The organism is Streptococcus sp. 23.2 (assembly GCF_016648665.1).
GTDB classification, from domain to species: domain Bacteria; phylum Bacillota; class Bacilli; order Lactobacillales; family Streptococcaceae; genus Streptococcus; species Streptococcus salivarius_E.
Genome location: NZ_JACLQJ010000003.1, coordinates 1 through 15,834, shown reverse-complemented (window position 1 = coordinate 15,834; position 15,834 = coordinate 1). Strand labels below are relative to the sequence as shown.

Annotated in this window: 14 protein-coding genes; all 14 read left to right on the top strand. The window is 38.0% G+C overall.

Features of this window, described 5'->3' with window-relative positions; translation table 11 throughout:
* The first annotated feature begins 38 nt into the window (after positions 1-38).
* The 14 genes from H7T98_RS02465 to ftsH all read left to right on the top strand — a co-directional run bounded on the left by H7T98_RS02465 (position 39) and on the right by ftsH (position 15,533).
* Positions 39-806 (top strand): ParB/RepB/Spo0J family partition protein, encoded by a 768-nt coding sequence (locus H7T98_RS02465; protein WP_037598566.1) that lies wholly within the window; start codon positions 39-41, stop codon positions 804-806.
* A gap of 238 nt (positions 807-1,044) precedes the next feature.
* Positions 1,045-2,409, top strand: a complete 1,365-nt coding sequence (dnaA, locus tag H7T98_RS02460; RefSeq protein ID WP_037599382.1) for a chromosomal replication initiator protein DnaA — start codon at positions 1,045-1,047, stop codon at positions 2,407-2,409.
* 154 nt (positions 2,410-2,563) lie between these two features.
* A complete protein-coding gene (dnaN, locus tag H7T98_RS02455; RefSeq protein ID WP_049528165.1) occupies positions 2,564-3,700 on the top strand; it encodes a DNA polymerase III subunit beta in 1,137 nt (378 codons plus the stop codon).
* 51 nt (positions 3,701-3,751) lie between these two features.
* Positions 3,752-3,943: a DUF951 domain-containing protein gene (locus H7T98_RS02450; RefSeq protein WP_037599384.1), complete on the top strand. Its 192-nt coding sequence runs from the start codon at positions 3,752-3,754 to the stop codon at positions 3,941-3,943.
* 209 nt (positions 3,944-4,152) lie between these two features.
* Positions 4,153-5,268: a redox-regulated ATPase YchF gene (gene ychF, locus H7T98_RS02445; RefSeq protein WP_175057339.1), complete on the top strand. Its 1,116-nt coding sequence runs from the start codon at positions 4,153-4,155 to the stop codon at positions 5,266-5,268.
* Between the two features lie 72 nt (positions 5,269-5,340).
* On the top strand, positions 5,341-5,910 hold the full coding sequence (gene pth / locus H7T98_RS02440) for an aminoacyl-tRNA hydrolase (protein ID WP_201061194.1): 570 nt from the start codon (positions 5,341-5,343) through the stop codon (positions 5,908-5,910).
* Positions 5,903-9,409, top strand: a complete 3,507-nt coding sequence (gene mfd / locus H7T98_RS02435) for a transcription-repair coupling factor (RefSeq protein ID WP_201061187.1) — start codon at positions 5,903-5,905, stop codon at positions 9,407-9,409. Before pth ends, mfd begins: the two co-directional genes overlap by 8 nt.
* Before the next feature lie 185 nt (positions 9,410-9,594).
* Positions 9,595-9,870 (top strand): RNA-binding S4 domain-containing protein, encoded by a 276-nt coding sequence (locus H7T98_RS02430; RefSeq protein WP_002883975.1) that lies wholly within the window; start codon positions 9,595-9,597, stop codon positions 9,868-9,870.
* Positions 9,854-10,225, top strand: a complete 372-nt coding sequence (locus H7T98_RS02425) for an FtsB family cell division protein (protein ID WP_002886276.1) — start codon at positions 9,854-9,856, stop codon at positions 10,223-10,225. The genes H7T98_RS02430 and H7T98_RS02425 overlap by 17 nt, the downstream gene beginning before the upstream one ends.
* On the top strand, positions 10,225-10,356 hold the full coding sequence (locus H7T98_RS02420) for an SP_0009 family protein (protein WP_021144772.1): 132 nt from the start codon (positions 10,225-10,227) through the stop codon (positions 10,354-10,356). The genes H7T98_RS02425 and H7T98_RS02420 overlap by 1 nt, the downstream gene beginning before the upstream one ends.
* Complete coding sequence (locus tag H7T98_RS02415; RefSeq protein WP_021144773.1) at positions 10,353-11,645, top strand: serine hydrolase; 1,293 nt, start codon at positions 10,353-10,355, stop codon at positions 11,643-11,645. The genes H7T98_RS02420 and H7T98_RS02415 overlap by 4 nt, the downstream gene beginning before the upstream one ends.
* Positions 11,645-12,910 carry a tRNA lysidine(34) synthetase TilS gene (tilS, locus tag H7T98_RS02410; protein ID WP_084915162.1) on the top strand — a complete coding sequence of 422 codons (1,266 nt, stop codon included), beginning with the start codon at positions 11,645-11,647 and terminating at the stop codon, positions 12,908-12,910. The genes H7T98_RS02415 and tilS overlap by 1 nt, the downstream gene beginning before the upstream one ends.
* 81 nt (positions 12,911-12,991) lie before the next feature.
* The gene (gene hpt, locus H7T98_RS02405) at positions 12,992-13,534 is read left to right on the top strand and encodes a hypoxanthine phosphoribosyltransferase (RefSeq protein ID WP_002883962.1); all 543 of its coding nucleotides are present in this window, start codon (positions 12,992-12,994) and stop codon (positions 13,532-13,534) included.
* Between the two features lie 19 nt (positions 13,535-13,553).
* Complete coding sequence (ftsH, locus tag H7T98_RS02400) at positions 13,554-15,533, top strand: ATP-dependent zinc metalloprotease FtsH (protein ID WP_049553502.1); 1,980 nt, start codon at positions 13,554-13,556, stop codon at positions 15,531-15,533.
* Positions 15,534-15,834 lie beyond the last annotated feature (301 nt).

Below are 15,834 nucleotides of genomic sequence, written 5' to 3'. Positions count from 1 at the left end.
TTACAATAATGTAAAGGTCTTTTTTGGAAAGGAATAACATGCAAGAACAACTCAAAGCTTTACCTATTAGTGAAATCTACCCAAATCCTTTTCAACCTCGTATAGAATTCTCTGATGAAGAATTAGCAGAACTAAGCCAATCAATCGCTGAAAATGGACTGATACAGCCAATCATTGTCCGAAAATCGGACATTATTGGTTATGAACTAATTGCTGGGGAAAGACGTTTACGTGCCTGTAAACGTCTGGGAATGACAGAAATCCCTGCAGTCGTAAAGGAAGTCTCAGATCAAGAGAGTCGTAAACAAGCTATTATTGAAAATTTACAACGCTCGAATCTCAATCCTATTGAAGAAGCAAAGGCCTATCGTAGTTTAATTAATGAGTTAGCTTACAGTCACGAGGAACTGGCAAAAGCTATGGGGAAATCCAGGCCCTATATCAGTAACGCTCTCAGACTCCTCCAACTTCCCAAAGAGATACAGACAAGTATCGAAAATGGCAAACTGAGTCAAGGACATGCTAGAGCGCTTTTATCTGTTGAGGATACCCAAAAGCAATTAACTATCTATCATCAGGTGCTTACTGAAAAATGGTCCGTTCGTACTCTGGAAAAAAGACTTCAAGAACTTCCTAAAAAACAAAAATCAAAAAAAGATATTCACATAAAAGATAAAGAAAAAGAACTAGAAAAATCACTTGGTCTCCCCGTTACTCTTCGTTATCACAAAAATCACTCTGGAACTATTCAGATCCACTTTTCGACGGAGGAAGATTTTAACAGAATTATCAACAAGCTAATTTGACCTGTGAATTGATGAGAAAAAGAAACAAACTTATCCACATCATAAAAATGTTGCCCTCCCTTTATTTACGAGGGTTTCTTTTTTTATTCACAACTTGTGGATAACTCTTGTGCACAATGTGAATTGTCTTTTTTTTAGCTGTGGATAACTCGAAAAACTTTTATCTTCTGACCTGTGGAAAACTTTTTTGTTTTATGATAGAATCAGAGAACAAGAATAAAGAAGGAGAATTGATGGAATGACCGAAAAAGAGCATTTTTTTTGGAATAAGCTCTTAGAGCTGGCCAAAGAGGAACTAACACAAGCCACTTTTGATTATTATGTCCTAGACACCAAGCTCATCAAAGTTCAAAATAACGTTGCTACAATTCTGCTTGAAGAAGTCAAAAAGCTATTCTGGGAAAAGAATATGCAATCTTTCATTTTGATGGCTGGTTTTGAAGCCTATAATAGTGAAATAAAAGTTGAGTACGTCTTTGACGAAGCGCTCATAAACGAGGCAAATTCAACTGTAGCAAATAATGACTTTGGTAATAAAAAGGAACAGCAGACCCCTGCTCTTCCTACATTGGACTCAGACTTAAATAGTAAGTATACCTTTGATAATTTTATCCAAGGGGATGAAAATCGTTGGTCAGTTGCTGCATCTTTAGCTGTAGCTGATTCACCAGGAGCTACTTATAACCCTCTATTTATTTACGGAGGACCTGGTCTCGGGAAAACTCACTTGCTCAATGCCATTGGAAACAAGGTCTTACATGATAATCCTCAAGCACGCATTAAATACATTACTGCAGAGAATTTCATTAATGAATTTGTTGTCCATATCCGTTTAGATAAAATGGATGAACTAAAACTTAAATACCGTCATCTGGACGTTCTCTTAATTGATGATATTCAATCATTGGCTAAAAAATCAACGCAAGCCACTCAAGAGGAATTCTTCAATACTTTCAATGTCCTTCACAATAATAACAAACAAATTGTCCTGACCAGCGACCGTAATCCAGATCAATTGAACGAGATGGAAGAGCGTCTTGTCACGCGCTTTAAATGGGGGTTAACCGTCAATATCACACCACCTGACTTTGAAACGCGAGTGGCCATTCTTACTAATAAGATTATGGACTATGATTATCATTTTCCTCCTGAAACAATTGAGTATTTAGCTGGCCAATTTGATTCAAATGTCCGTGACTTGGAGGGGGCCTTAAAAGATATTAGCTTAGTTGCCAATGTTCGCCAGTTAGATACTATCACAGTTGAGGTAGCTGCCGAAGCCATTCGCGCACGTAAAATGGATGGTCCTAAGTTAACTCTTATTCCGATTGAGGATATCCAAACTGAGGTAGGGAAATTTTATAATGTCACTGTAAAAGAGATTAAGGCAACTAAACGAACACAAAATATTGTCTTGGCACGTCAGGTAGCCATGTATCTTGCGCGTGAAATGACTGATAACTCCCTTCCAAAAATTGGAAAAGAATTTGGCGGAAGAGACCACTCAACTGTCTTACATGCATACAATAAAATCAAAAATATGATTGCCCAAGATGACAGTTTACGCATTGAAATTGATACCATCAAAAACAAGATAAAATGACACTTGTGGATAACTATTAAAAATCATTCAAACTCTTCCACAGGCTGTGCACAAGTTCAAAGCCTTGATAAAACTATGTTTTGTAGACTTATGCACAGTGTACACAAGACCTACTACTACTACTAAAATAATACTAATAAAATAAAGGAGCATCATGATTCAATTTGCGATTAATAAAGCTTATTTCTTACAAGCACTTCATACGACTCGCCGTGCTATTTCTTCTAAAAATGCTATCCCAATTCTATCGACGATTAAAATCGAAGTTACCAGTGATGGTATCTATTTGACAGGATCAAACGGGCAAATCTCAATTGAAAATAGTATCTCAGTTTCGGAGGAAAATGCAGGTCTATTAATTACACAACCAGGTAGTATCCTTTTGGAAGCAAACTTTTTCATTAATGTTGTCTCAAGCTTGCCTGATGTTACCCTTACTTTTGAAGAAATCGAACAATACCAAGTTTTACTAAAGAGTGGTAAATCAGAGATTACTTTAAAAGGGAAAGATGTTGAACAATATCCCCGTATTCAGGAAGTTGATAGCTTGACACCATTACTCATGGACACAAAAGTTTTAAAATCTATCATTGCTGAAACTTCATTCGCAGCAAGCACACAAGAAAGTCGTCCAATTTTAACCGGAGTTCACTTTGTTCTTTCAAATCATAAAGATCTCAAAGCTGTAGCAACTGACTCTCACCGAATGAGTCAACGTCAACTTGTTCTGGAACATTCTGCAGATAACTTTGATGTCGTAATCCCAAGTCGCTCACTTAAAGAATTGTCGGCAGTCTTTAGCGATGATATTGAAAACTTAGAGGTCTTCTTCTCAATAAATCAAATTCTATTCCGTAGTGAAACAATTTCTTTCTATACACGTTTACTTGAAGGAAATTATCCAGACACTAATCGTCTCTTGTCCGATTCATTTGAAACAGAAGTTGTTTTTGAGACTGCTAGCCTTCGTTCTGCTATGGAACGTTCATATTTGATTTCTAATGCTAGTCAAAGTGGTACCGTTAAACTCGAAATCATTAATGGTAGTGTCAGTGCCCATGTTAATTCGCCAGAAGTCGGAAAGGTGAATGAGGACATTGACGTGCAAGATGTTTCAGGTAGAGATTTGGTCATTAGTTTCAATCCAACCTACCTAATAGATGCTTTGAAAGCTCTTAAGAGTGAGACTGTCCGTGTACGTTTCATTTCACCAGTACGTCCATTTACATTGACGCCAGCAGATGACAGTGAGAATTTTATTCAATTGATTACACCTGTAAGAACAAACTAAAATCGAAAAAGTTATCCACTGTGGATAACTTTTTTACTAGAAAGGGAATTTATGTACCAAATTGGAAGTTTAGTTGAAATGAAAAAACCACATGCTTGTACTATCAAAGCAACAGGAAAAAAAGCTAATGAATGGGAAGTAATACGTCTTGGAGCTGACATTAAGATTCGTTGTACGAATTGTGATCATGTGGTCATGATGAGTCGTCATGATTTCGAGAAGAAACTTAAGAAGGTTTTGTAACAGGTGTTGGAGAGACTATATAACAAGAGTTTTATGTTAAGAAAATTACTTCACTAGCAATATAAAGACTTTCTAAAGTCCCTAATCATCTTCTTTATAGCATTCTTTGCCTTGCTTTCCTTTTTATGATTCTCAAAGGGAAGTTGCCTATTTTTAACAATTTTTGTGTTATAATTAACTGAATTACTTTTTTATGGAGAAATAAATTAATGGCTTTAACAGCAGGTATCGTCGGTTTGCCAAACGTTGGTAAATCAACTCTTTTCAATGCAATTACAAAAGCGGGTGCGGAAGCTGCTAACTATCCTTTCGCGACAATTGATCCAAACGTAGGTATGGTTGAGGTACCAGATGAGCGTTTGACGAAACTGACTGAACTTATTACCCCTAAAAAGACAGTTCCAACTACATTTGAGTTCACAGATATTGCGGGTATCGTAAAAGGAGCATCAAAGGGTGAAGGTCTTGGAAATAAGTTCTTGGCGAACATTCGTGAAGTAGATGCGATTGTCCATGTGGTTCGTTCTTTCGATGATGAAAACGTTATGCGTGAACAAGGGCGTGAGGATGCCTTTGTAGATCCGATGGCTGATATTGATACAATCAATCTAGAATTGATTTTGGCTGACCTTGAATCAATTAACAAACGTTATGCGCGTGTCGAAAAAATTGCGCGTACACAAAAAGATAAAGATTCTGTAGCAGAGTTTAACATTCTTCAAAAGATTAAACCCGTTCTAGAAGATGGTAAGTCTGCACGTACGATTGATTTTACTGAGGAAGAGCAAAAAATTGTTAAGGGACTCTTCCTCTTGACAACAAAACCAGTACTTTATGTGGCTAATGTTGATGAAGACCAAGTCGCAAATCCTGATGATATTGATTATGTCAAACAAATTCGCGAGTTTGCAGCGACTGAGAATGCAGAAGTAGTTGTTATCTCAGCACGTGTTGAGGAAGAAATTTCTGAATTGGATGATGAAGATAAGGAGATGTTCCTAGAAGACCTTGGTTTGACAGAATCAGGAGTTGATAAACTGACACGCGCAGCCTATCACTTGCTTGGTCTTGGAACTTACTTCACTGCTGGTGAAAAAGAGGTGCGTGCTTGGACCTTTAAACGCGGTATCAAGGCACCACAGGCAGCCGGAATTATCCACTCTGACTTCGAGAAAGGCTTTATCCGTGCCGTAACCATGTCTTACGATGATCTCATTAAATATGGTTCTGAGAAAGCTGTTAAGGAAGCTGGTCGCCTTCGTGAAGAAGGAAAAGAATATGTTGTCCAAGATGGCGACATCATGGAATTCCGTTTCAACGTTTAGAAAATAAAAAATAGTGCACAAGGCTGAAAAGTATTTTTCAGTCCTTTTGCTGTTTATCAAAGAGGAGAAATAATGACAAAATTAGTAGTTGGCTTGGGAAATCCTGGTTCAAAATACCATGAGACACGTCACAATGTTGGTTTTATGGCTATTGACCTAATGGCTAAGGAACTGGGATTAACTTTTTCTGAAGAAAGGACCTTTAAGGCTGAAGTGGCTTCGACCTTTTTAAATGGTGAGAAGGTTTATTTTGTGAAACCAACAACCTTTATGAATCTATCTGGCCTAGCTGTTAGAGCATTACTAGCTTATTACAATATTCCCATGGAGGATTTTATCGTCATTTACGATGACTTAGATATGGAAGTTGGGAAATTGCGCTTTCGTCAAAAAGGTTCAGCGGGTGGTCATAATGGTATTAAATCTATCATTGCTGAAACTGGCACTCAAGAATTTGACCGTATAAAAATTGGTATTGGCCGTCCACAGAAAGGAATGACGGTCGTTAATCATGTCCTTGGAAAATTTAGTGAAGATGACTATGCCACAATTTTACTGACTTTAGACAAGGTAGAGAAAGCCCTCAATCATTATCTGAAAACCAATGATTTCGAAGATACTATGAGGCGTTATAATGGCTAATACTCTATTAGATCTTTTTGAGAAGAATTATCAATTGCTTGAGTGGCGTGATAAAGTAACCCTATTGAGTAGGCAGTTGGTCATGGGATTTTCTGGTTCCAGCAAGGCAGTTGTCATGGCATCCGCTCTTTCTGAGCAAGTTCCTAAGATTTTAATCGTTACTTCAACACAAAATGAAGCTGAGCAACTGACAGGAGATTTGTCAGCTATCTTAGGAGAGGATAAGGTTTATTCTTTTTTTGCAGATGATGTAGTAGCTGCAGAGTTTATCTTCGCTTCTCCAGAAAAGACCCATTCTCGTCTTGAAAGTCTTAATTTTTTAATGGATAAAGAGGCCAGTGGGGTTTTGGTCACGAGTTTAGTTGGTACTAAGTTACATTTGCCTAACCCTAAGGTTTATAAAGACTCTCGCATTGACTTAACACTAGGGGAGGAACATGATTTAGAGGCTCTCAGTAAGCATCTGACTCATATTGGATACCAAAGAGTAGAACAGGTTCTCTCACCTGGTGAGTTTAGTCGGAGGGGCGATATTTTAGATATTTATGAACTGACTTCAGAGCTCCCCTACCGTTTAGAATTTTTTGGAGACGAGATTGATGGCATTCGTCAGTTTGATAGCGATAGTCAGAAATCTTTAGACAATTTAGAGCATGTTATCGTATCACCAGCAGATGATATTATCTTAACAAGAGAGGATTACCAGCGTGCTGAGAAGGCCCTAGAAAGTGCGGTCTCGAAGGCAGAAGGTCCTCATAAGGCTTACCTTGAGGAAGTTCTGTCGGTTACGATTGATGGATACCGTCATAAAGATTTACGTAAGTTTTTGTCTCTCTTTTATGATAAGGCTTATACCTTATTTGACTACCTTCCCAAAGGAACTCCTGTATTCATTGATGATTTTCAAAAGATAGTGGACCGCCATGGACGTCTTGAATTGGAGGTGGCTAATCTTTTAACTGAGGATCTTCACCAAGGCAAGTCTCTGAGTCATCTAAATTACTTAGTGGATTCATTTAAGACTTTACGTAATTATCAGCCAGCTGGTTTCTTTTCGAATTTTCATAAGGGTTTGGGAAATCTTAAATTTGATAAGTTGTATCAATTCACGCAATACCCTATGCAGGAGTTCTTTAACCAGTTTCCACTTCTAGTTGATGAAATACATCGCTATACCAAGAATAAGGCTACAGTTATTTTACAAGTGGGGTCTGAAAAGCAACTCAAATCTTTGAAGGAAACCTTGGAAGAATATGATTTAGATTTACCACTTAGTAGTTTTGGAGATTTGATTCCTTATAAGCCTCAATTAGTTCTAGGAAACTTATCCAATGGTTTTTACTTTGCTGATGAAAAGCTTGTTCTGGTCACTGAACGTGAGATTTTCCATAAAAAAGTAAAACGTCGTGCGCGTGCCAGTCACGTTTCCAATGCTGAGCGTCTAAAAGATTACAATGAGCTTGAAAAAGGTGATTATGTTGTACACCAGACTCATGGTATCGGACAATTTAAAGGTATTGAGACTATTGAGATTAAAGGGGTGCATCGTGACTACTTAACCATCCAGTATCAGGATGCTGCAACAATTTCTCTACCTGTTGAGCAGATTGAGAGTCTCTCTAAGTATGTGTCAGCGGACGGGAAAGAGCCTAAAATTAATAAACTCAATGATGGGCGTTTCCAAAAGACTAAACAAAAAGTAAGTAAGCAAGTAGAGGATATTGCTGATGACCTCCTAAAACTCTATGCCGAACGCAGTCAACTTAAAGGTTTTGCATTTTCACCAGATGATGATAACCAAAGGGATTTCGAAGATGATTTCGCCTATGCTGAGACAGAGGATCAATTGCGTTCTATCAAGGAAATTAAGGCAGATATGGAGTCAGACAAACCCATGGATCGTCTCTTGGTTGGTGATGTTGGTTTTGGTAAGACAGAGGTAGCTATGCGTGCCGCCTTCAAGGCAGTCAATGATGGAAAGCAAGTTGCTATCCTAGTTCCTACAACGGTTCTTGCCCATCAGCACTATTTGAATTTTAAAGAGCGTTTTGAAAATCATGCCGTTGAAGTAGATGAACTCAGTCGTTTTAGAAGTAAAAAAGAGCAGAATGAGACTATTGAAAATTTAGCTAAAGGGCGTATTGACATTATTATCGGTACCCACCGCCTGCTGTCTAAAGATGTTAAGTTCTTTGACTTAGGCTTGCTAGTAATTGATGAAGAACAACGTTTTGGCGTGAAGCATAAAGAGAAACTTAAGGAGCTGAAGGCTAAGGTTGATGTCCTTACGCTAACTGCGACACCTATTCCTCGTACGCTTCATATGTCTATGTTAGGTATTCGTGATTTGTCGATTATTGAGACAGCACCTACCAACCGTTATCCAGTTCAAACTTATGTTATGGAAACTAATCCTGGTCTTATTCGAGAAGCGATATTAAGAGAGATGGACCGAGGCGGCCAGATTTTTTATGTTTATAATCGTGTTGAAACCATTGATCAAAAAGTTTCTGAACTACATGAGCTGGTCCCTGAAGCACGTATCGGATTTGTTCATGGTCAGATGAGTGAGGTTATGTTGGAGAATACCCTCTTGGATTTCTTGAATGGTGATTACGATGTTTTGGTAGCAACGACCATTATCGAGACAGGGATTGATATCTCCAACGTTAATACGCTCTTTATTGAGAATGCAGATCATATGGGCTTATCTACTCTTTATCAGTTGAGAGGTCGTGTGGGGCGTAGTAATCGAATTGCTTATGCCTATCTCATGTATCGTCCTGATAAAGTGTTGACGGAAGTCTCTGAGAAGCGATTGGATGCTATTAAGGGCTTTACAGAACTGGGATCAGGTTTCAAAATTGCCATGCGTGATTTATCAATTCGTGGTGCCGGTAACATTCTTGGTGCTTCTCAAAGTGGTTTCATCGACTCAGTCGGATTCGAAATGTACTCGCAACTCTTGGAAGAGGCTATCAATAAACGTCAAGGTAAAACTCAAGTTCGCCGTAAAGGAAATGCAGAGTTCAATCTTCAGATTGATGCTTACCTCCCTTCCGACTATATTTCTGACGAGCGCCAAAAAATTGAAATTTATAAGCGTATTCGAGAAATTGAGAATCAGAAAGACTATCAAGACCTTCAAGATGAGCTTATTGACCGCTTTGGAGAATATCCAGACCAAGTTGCCTATCTCATTGAGATTGGTCTGGTTAAGGCCTATTTAGATGCTGCCTTTGCAGAATTAGTCGAGCGTAAGAACGATACTATTATTGTTCGTTTCGAACAAGCCTCTCTTAAATTCTTCTTGACTCAAGACTATTTCGAAGCCATCTCTAAAACGCATTTAAAAGCAAAAATCAGTGATAACCAGGGGAAAGTAGAGATTACTTTTGATGTTCGTAACAAGAAAGACTATGAGATTCTTGAAGAATTAAAAATTTTTGGACAGACATTTATGGAAATCAAAGAACGTAAAGAAAAAAAGGAAGCTTAAGGAAAGTTTAAGTAAGTCTCTCTATACTATAAAACATCCTAAAACTTTTCTTTTTCATAAATCTCCTGAGAGGGTCGACTAGTGTCGATTCTCTTATTTTTGTACTTGAAAAGGCTTTAGTCCCCTATTTTCTCAAAAAAATGCTATCATAGAAGAGATATCCTAACGAAAAGGAAACAGTAACATTGAGATTAGACAAATATTTAAAAGTATCACGAATTATCAAACGCCGTCCAGTTGCTAAAGAAGTAGCTGATAAAGGACGTATAAAAGTAAATGGTGTACTCGCTAAGTCATCTACAGATTTAAAAATTGGTGACCAAGTGGAAGTTCGTTTTGGAAATAAACTTTTAACTGTCCGTGTTTTAGAAATGAAAGACAGTACTAAAAAAGAAGATGCGGCAAAAATGTACGAGATTATAAGTGAAACAAGGATTGAAGCAGATGAGCAAGAAGCCTAATATTGTACAGCTTACGAACGATTACATTGATAATGCCAATCAAGAGCAACGATTAGAGCGTGCCGAACACGAACAAAGGAATCGCTTTATGGGGTGGATTCTTTTTGTGGTTGTTTTACTCTTTATCTTGCCAACCTATAATCTGGTTGAGACCTATATGAATATCAAACAGCAAGAGAAGGAAGTCTTGTCGCTTCAGAAAGACTATGATAAATTGTCGGATCAGACAAAGGAACGAAAGGATTTGGCTAAGAAACTTAAGGATGATGCTTTCGCCGAGAAATATGCGCGTGCTAAGTACTATTATTCACGTGAAGGAGAGTCAATCTATCCTGTACCAAGCTTATTACCCTAATGAAAGATTTACTAAAAACTGTAGAAACTTTTTTAACCTATTCAGAAGCCAAGTTAGAGGAACTATCAGAAAAAAATCAGCAACTTAAAATGGAATTACCGAGGAAAGAGGAGGTGAAGAAGCAAGCATGAAAAAGCTCTTAATAGCTGCAACTGTTGTGCTTGTATCTTCTAGCCCCCTAGTCTTACTTCCTATGGAGAAGGAGCTAACTCTGACCCAAAAACAGGTCCAAAAATTGACTCAAAATACTACAGCTAGTTTGGCTCAATTTAAACAGATTCCTAAAAATCCAAGAACGATAACAACTATCCTAACTTATAAGAACAAGGATTTAACAGAATTTAAAACCAGTATCCAAGCGGATACCAAACTATCAATTTCTGCTATTTTTTGGAATGCTAAAGGTGAGCCTGTTTTCCAACTTCAAGATGGTGATTATGTAGCCGCTAGTCAGAAATCAATTGTAGACGACAGTATCTATAATGAAAAACCAGTAGATATGACCTTATGGACTAAAGATGGTTTAACGGTATACAAAGAACCTTACGTTTTAGGAACTGAAAAAGCTGACTCCAAACTCGCTAGTTTTAAACCCATTAAGGTTAGCCAAGCAGCTCAGACGCATGCAGGGACCTACTATTTGGTAGACGGTGAGGGGTGGATCAACGCTTCTGATTTATCAACGACTGACAATCGCATCGAGGCTGTTCAAAAAGTCCTTAATGAGAAGTATAACAATCAAGAGCGCATCTCAGTTTATGTTAAACAGCTTGATACGGACCGAGTAGCTGCTATCAATGACGAAAAAAGCATGTATGCAGCAAGCGTAGCCAAGCTTGGAGTACTCTATTATGCACAGGAACGTCTGTCTCAAAAAAAATTATCATTATCAGATGAGTATCAATATACCGCAGCTGTGAATGGTTTTCCAGGTGCCTATGATCCAGATGGTTCTGGAAAGATTAGTAAGATACCTGATGATAAGAATTATAGCTTGGAAAATCTGTTAAAGGCTGTAGCCCAAAACTCAGATAATGTAGCGACAAATATATTAGGTTATTATGTAACCAATCAGTATGACAAGGCCTTCCAAAAATCAGTAGATAAAGCCGCAGCGACTTCGTGGAATATGGATAAAAAGGAGTTGACTGCTAGAGCCGCAGGTACTTTGATGGAGGCTGTTTATAGACAAAATGGAGATATTATCAATTATCTTTCAAGTACGGACTATGATGGCGAACGTATTTCCAAAAACATTGATGTGCCTGTCGCTCATAAAATTGGTGATGCCTACGACTTTAAACATGACGTCGCTATTGTTTATGCAGATTCTCCCTTTATTCTATCGATTTTTACGGATAAAGAGGGCTATGACAAAATCACCTCAATTGCAGATGATGTTTATGGAATTTTAAAATAATGACACAAAAATTGTTGCAAATGATGCAAGCCAAGGGTTATTTTAACCAGCACAAGAAAATTTTAGTAGCAGTATCAGGTGGAGCAGACTCTATGAGTTTGCTGCACTTTTTGTATAACCATCAAAAAGATTTGGATATTCAGTTGGGGATTGCTCACGTTAACCATAAACAACGACAAGAGTCGGAGCATGAAGAAGCGTATTTACGTCATTGGGCAGAGGAACATAAGGTCCCTTTTCACTATAGTGCCTTCTCAGGAAAGTTTTCAGAAAATGCTGCCCGTACCTTTCGCTATGAGTTTTTTAAGCGGGTCATGAAAGATTATGATTACTCTGCTCTTGTAACAGCCCATCATGCAGATGATCAAGCAGAGACGATTTTTATGAGACTGTTGAGAGGAAGTCGTTTAAGACACCTGACAGGAATTTCAGCTATCAGACCATTTGGTACTGGTCAGATTATTCGTCCCTTTTTGCATCTTACGAAAGATCAGCTTCCCGTAACTTTCCATTTTGAGGATAGGAGTAATACGTCACTAGCCTATCTTCGGAATCGCATCAGACTGTCCTATCTTCCTACCTTATCTCAGGAAAATCCTAAATTTAAGGAGCACCTTTGTCTTTTAGCCGAGGAGATTGGTCTTATGAAGCAAGCTTTAGGGGAGTTAACAAAGGATATTACTATCACTGATTTATCTGTTTTTCAGCAACAGTCAGATCCTGTCCAGCTCTTTCTTCTTCAGAACTATTTAGATACCTTTCCTGATTTACAGCTTTCTAAAGGCCAATTTAATCAATTGATAAGTTATCTAAGAAAAAATGGTTCAGGGAAGATACCCCTAAAAAATGGTTACGAACTAGTAAAAACACAGACTTCTTTCCTAGTAAGGAAAGAAGAGGTTATCTCTTTATCCCCTTCTTGTCTCTTAGAATTTGGAAAATCTGTTGAGTTTGAGGATTATACCTTGACTTTTTCAGAATTCAATGACGTTTCTAACACAGATGCTATTAGCATTTGGTCAGATGCCCCAATAGTGATTCGTCATAGAAAAGAAGGAGATAAGATTGACCTTGGTAGTCACCATAAAAAATTAAGACGACTGTTTATAGACAATAAGATTTTAGAGAAGGATCGTCAAAAAGCCATTATAGGAGAACAAGATGGCCAGATTATTTTTCTTTATGTTGCTGGGCGTCTCTATTTGAAAAAAAGACCTGAAAATGCTATACTTTATGGCACTGTAGTCATTTATAAGAATTTCTAATCAAATACCATGTTCAAATAACGATGATTGAAGTAAAAGTGGTATAATAACAGAACATTGACTTCGAGAAAGGGAACCCAAATGTTAGAAAAAGACATTAAAAAAGTCCTCTTTTCCCAAGAGGATATCGTAGCTAAAACTAAAGAACTAGGACAACAATTGACAGAGGATTATGCGGGGAAAAATCCTCTACTAGTCTGTGTTTTGAAAGGTGCTGTTCCATTTATGGCAGAACTTATCAAACATATCGATACCCATATTGAGATGGACTTTATGGTCGTTTCAAGTTATGGTGGTGGAACTGTCAGCAGTGGTGAAGTAAAGATTCTTAAAGATGTTGACACTAATGTTGAAGGACGAGACATCATCTTTATTGAAGATATCATTGATACAGGTCGTACGCTCCTTTATCTTCGAGATATGTTCAAGTACCGTAAAGCCAATTCAGTCAAAATCGCAACTCTTTTTGATAAACCAGAAGGTCGTGTTGTTGATATTGAGGCAGATTACGTATGTTACGATGTTCCTAATGAATTTATCGTTGGTTTCGGACTAGACTATGATGAAAAATACCGTAACCTCCCTTATGTCGGTGTCCTAAAAGAAGAAATTTATACAAAATAAGTAAAGGTCTAATTAATTTATGAATAATAAAAATAATAATGGCTTCTTACGGAACGCTTTTCTCTACATCATAGTTATTATTGCGGTTGTAACCGGAGTACAATACTTTGCAGGAGGAAGCCAAAGCCCAAGTCAACAATTGTCTTACACACAGTTGGTTAAGAAAATTGAAGATGGTAAGGTAAAATCTATCACTTATCAGCCAGACGGTAGTATCATTGAAGTTAAAGGTAGCTACAAAAAGGCCGAAAAGGTTGATACTGATCTTAGTCTACCATTTTTAGGTAGTGCATCATCAGAGACACGTAGCTTTACATCGACTGTGCTGCAGAATGAAACAACCATGCAGAAATTGCAGTCAGCATCAGAAGCAGCTGATGTTAATGTTAAAATGATACGTGAAAGTTCAAGTGGTGCTTGGATTTCATATCTTTTTAGTTACCTACCTTTGATTGGGATTGCTATTTTCTTCCTTTTCATGATGAATCAAGGCGGTAACCGCGGTGCTATGAATTTTGGCCGCAACCGTGCTAAGACTCAATCAAAAGAGAATATTAAAGTTCGTTTCACAGATGTGGCTGGTGCGGAAGAAGAAAAAGAAGAACTTGTAGAAGTCGTAGATTTCCTCAAAAATCCACGTAAATATAAAGCACTTGGTGCACGTATCCCTAAGGGTGTTCTCCTTGAAGGCCCTCCAGGGACAGGTAAAACTCTGCTTGCTAAAGCTGTTGCTGGTGAAGCAGATGTTCCTTTCTTTAGTATCTCAGGTTCTGATTTCGTAGAGATGTTTGTCGGTGTCGGAGCAAGTCGTGTTCGTAGTCTTTTTGAAGACGCTAAGAAGGCCGAACGTGCTATTATCTTTATTGATGAAATCGATGCGGTTGGTCGTCGTCGTGGTACTGGAATGGGCGGCGGTAACGACGAACGTGAACAAACCCTTAACCAACTGTTGATAGAAATGGATGGATTTGATGGAAATGAGAATATCATTGTTATTGCTGCAACCAACCGCAGTGATGTTCTTGATCCAGCCCTCCTACGTCCAGGACGTTTTGACCGTAAAGTTCTTGTTGGTCGCCCAGATGTAAAAGGCCGAGAAGCTATCTTGAAAGTCCATGCCAAGAATAAACCATTGGCTGAAGATGTTGACCTTAAAGTTGTTGCTCAACAAACTCCAGGTTTTGTTGGAGCTGACTTAGAGAATGTCTTGAATGAAGCAGCCCTAGTTGCTGCACGACGTAGTAAGACTAAAATTGATGCTAGTGATATCGACGAAGCAGAGGATCGTGTTATTGCTGGACCATCTAAGAAAGACCGCCAAGTTTCAGAACACGAACGTAAAGTTGTGGCTTACCATGAAGCCGGCCATACAATTGTTGGTTTAACACTTTCTAGCGCTCGTGATGTTCACAAGGTTACTATTGTTCCACGAGGTCGCGCAGGTGGTTATATGATTTCTCTACCAAAAGAGGATCAGATGTTGTCATCTAAAGATGAGCTAAAAGAACAATTGGCAGGTCTTATGGGTGGACGTGTTGCAGAAGAAATTATTTTCAACGTTCAAACCTCAGGCGCTTCAAATGACTTTGAGCAAGCAACACAGTTAGCACGTGCAATGGTTACTGAATATGGTATGAGCGAAAAACTTGGACCAGTCCAATATGAAGGTAATCATGCGATGAATCCAGGACAATTTACGACAGATAAGTCTTACTCAGCTCATACAGCTCAACTTATTGACGAAGAAATTCGATCACTTTTAGTTGAGGCACATGACAAAGCAGCTGAAATTATCAATGCAAACCGAGAAACACATGCACTCATTGCAGAAGCTTTGCTTAAGTATGAAACACTTGATGCTGCACAAATCAAGTCAATTTATGAGACTGGTAAGATGCCGGAGGATTCTCTTGGAGATTCAGAAGAAGATAATCATGCCCTATCTTACGATGAAGTCAAAGAAAGAATTGAAAATAAAAATAAAGATGAAGAAGAGTAAGGAGTTTTACTCTTCTTTTTTTAGATAAATCGAGAGAAGAAATACTATTAAAAAGTATTATAAAAAAAGAAAATTAAAATCAACACAAGTTATTGACAAGACAAGCTAGAGATGATATTATAAATAAGCTGTTTCGGGAGAGACAGCGGACACGAGAAGTGAAAAAACTTCAAAAAAGTGTTGACAAGTCATTCTAGATTTGCTAGAATATAGAAGTTGTCTTAAGAGAGACAAAGACCTTTGAGAACTGAATAAGAAACCAAGTGCAGGGTTATGATAGAAGAAATTATAACCTGTCAAT

What these genes read in the sequence shown, in the direction of transcription:
- H7T98_RS02465 (WP_037598566.1), top strand. Translation starts at nt 39, where the DNA reads ATGCAAGAACAACTCAAAGCTTTACCTATTAGTGAAATCTACCCAAAT.
- dnaA (WP_037599382.1), top strand. Translation starts at nt 1,045, where the DNA reads ATGACCGAAAAAGAGCATTTTTTTTGGAATAAGCTCTTAGAGCTGGCC.
- dnaN (WP_049528165.1), top strand. Translation starts at nt 2,564, where the DNA reads ATGATTCAATTTGCGATTAATAAAGCTTATTTCTTACAAGCACTTCAT.
- H7T98_RS02450 (WP_037599384.1), top strand. Translation starts at nt 3,752, where the DNA reads ATGTACCAAATTGGAAGTTTAGTTGAAATGAAAAAACCACATGCTTGT.
- ychF (WP_175057339.1), top strand. Translation starts at nt 4,153, where the DNA reads ATGGCTTTAACAGCAGGTATCGTCGGTTTGCCAAACGTTGGTAAATCA.
- pth (WP_201061194.1), top strand. Translation starts at nt 5,341, where the DNA reads ATGACAAAATTAGTAGTTGGCTTGGGAAATCCTGGTTCAAAATACCAT.
- mfd (WP_201061187.1), top strand. Translation starts at nt 5,903, where the DNA reads ATGGCTAATACTCTATTAGATCTTTTTGAGAAGAATTATCAATTGCTT.
- H7T98_RS02425 (WP_002886276.1), top strand. Translation starts at nt 9,854, where the DNA reads ATGAGCAAGAAGCCTAATATTGTACAGCTTACGAACGATTACATTGAT.
- H7T98_RS02420 (WP_021144772.1), top strand. Translation starts at nt 10,225, where the DNA reads ATGAAAGATTTACTAAAAACTGTAGAAACTTTTTTAACCTATTCAGAA.
- H7T98_RS02415 (WP_021144773.1), top strand. Translation starts at nt 10,353, where the DNA reads ATGAAAAAGCTCTTAATAGCTGCAACTGTTGTGCTTGTATCTTCTAGC.
- tilS (WP_084915162.1), top strand. Translation starts at nt 11,645, where the DNA reads ATGACACAAAAATTGTTGCAAATGATGCAAGCCAAGGGTTATTTTAAC.
- hpt (WP_002883962.1), top strand. Translation starts at nt 12,992, where the DNA reads ATGTTAGAAAAAGACATTAAAAAAGTCCTCTTTTCCCAAGAGGATATC.
- ftsH (WP_049553502.1), top strand. Translation starts at nt 13,554, where the DNA reads ATGAATAATAAAAATAATAATGGCTTCTTACGGAACGCTTTTCTCTAC.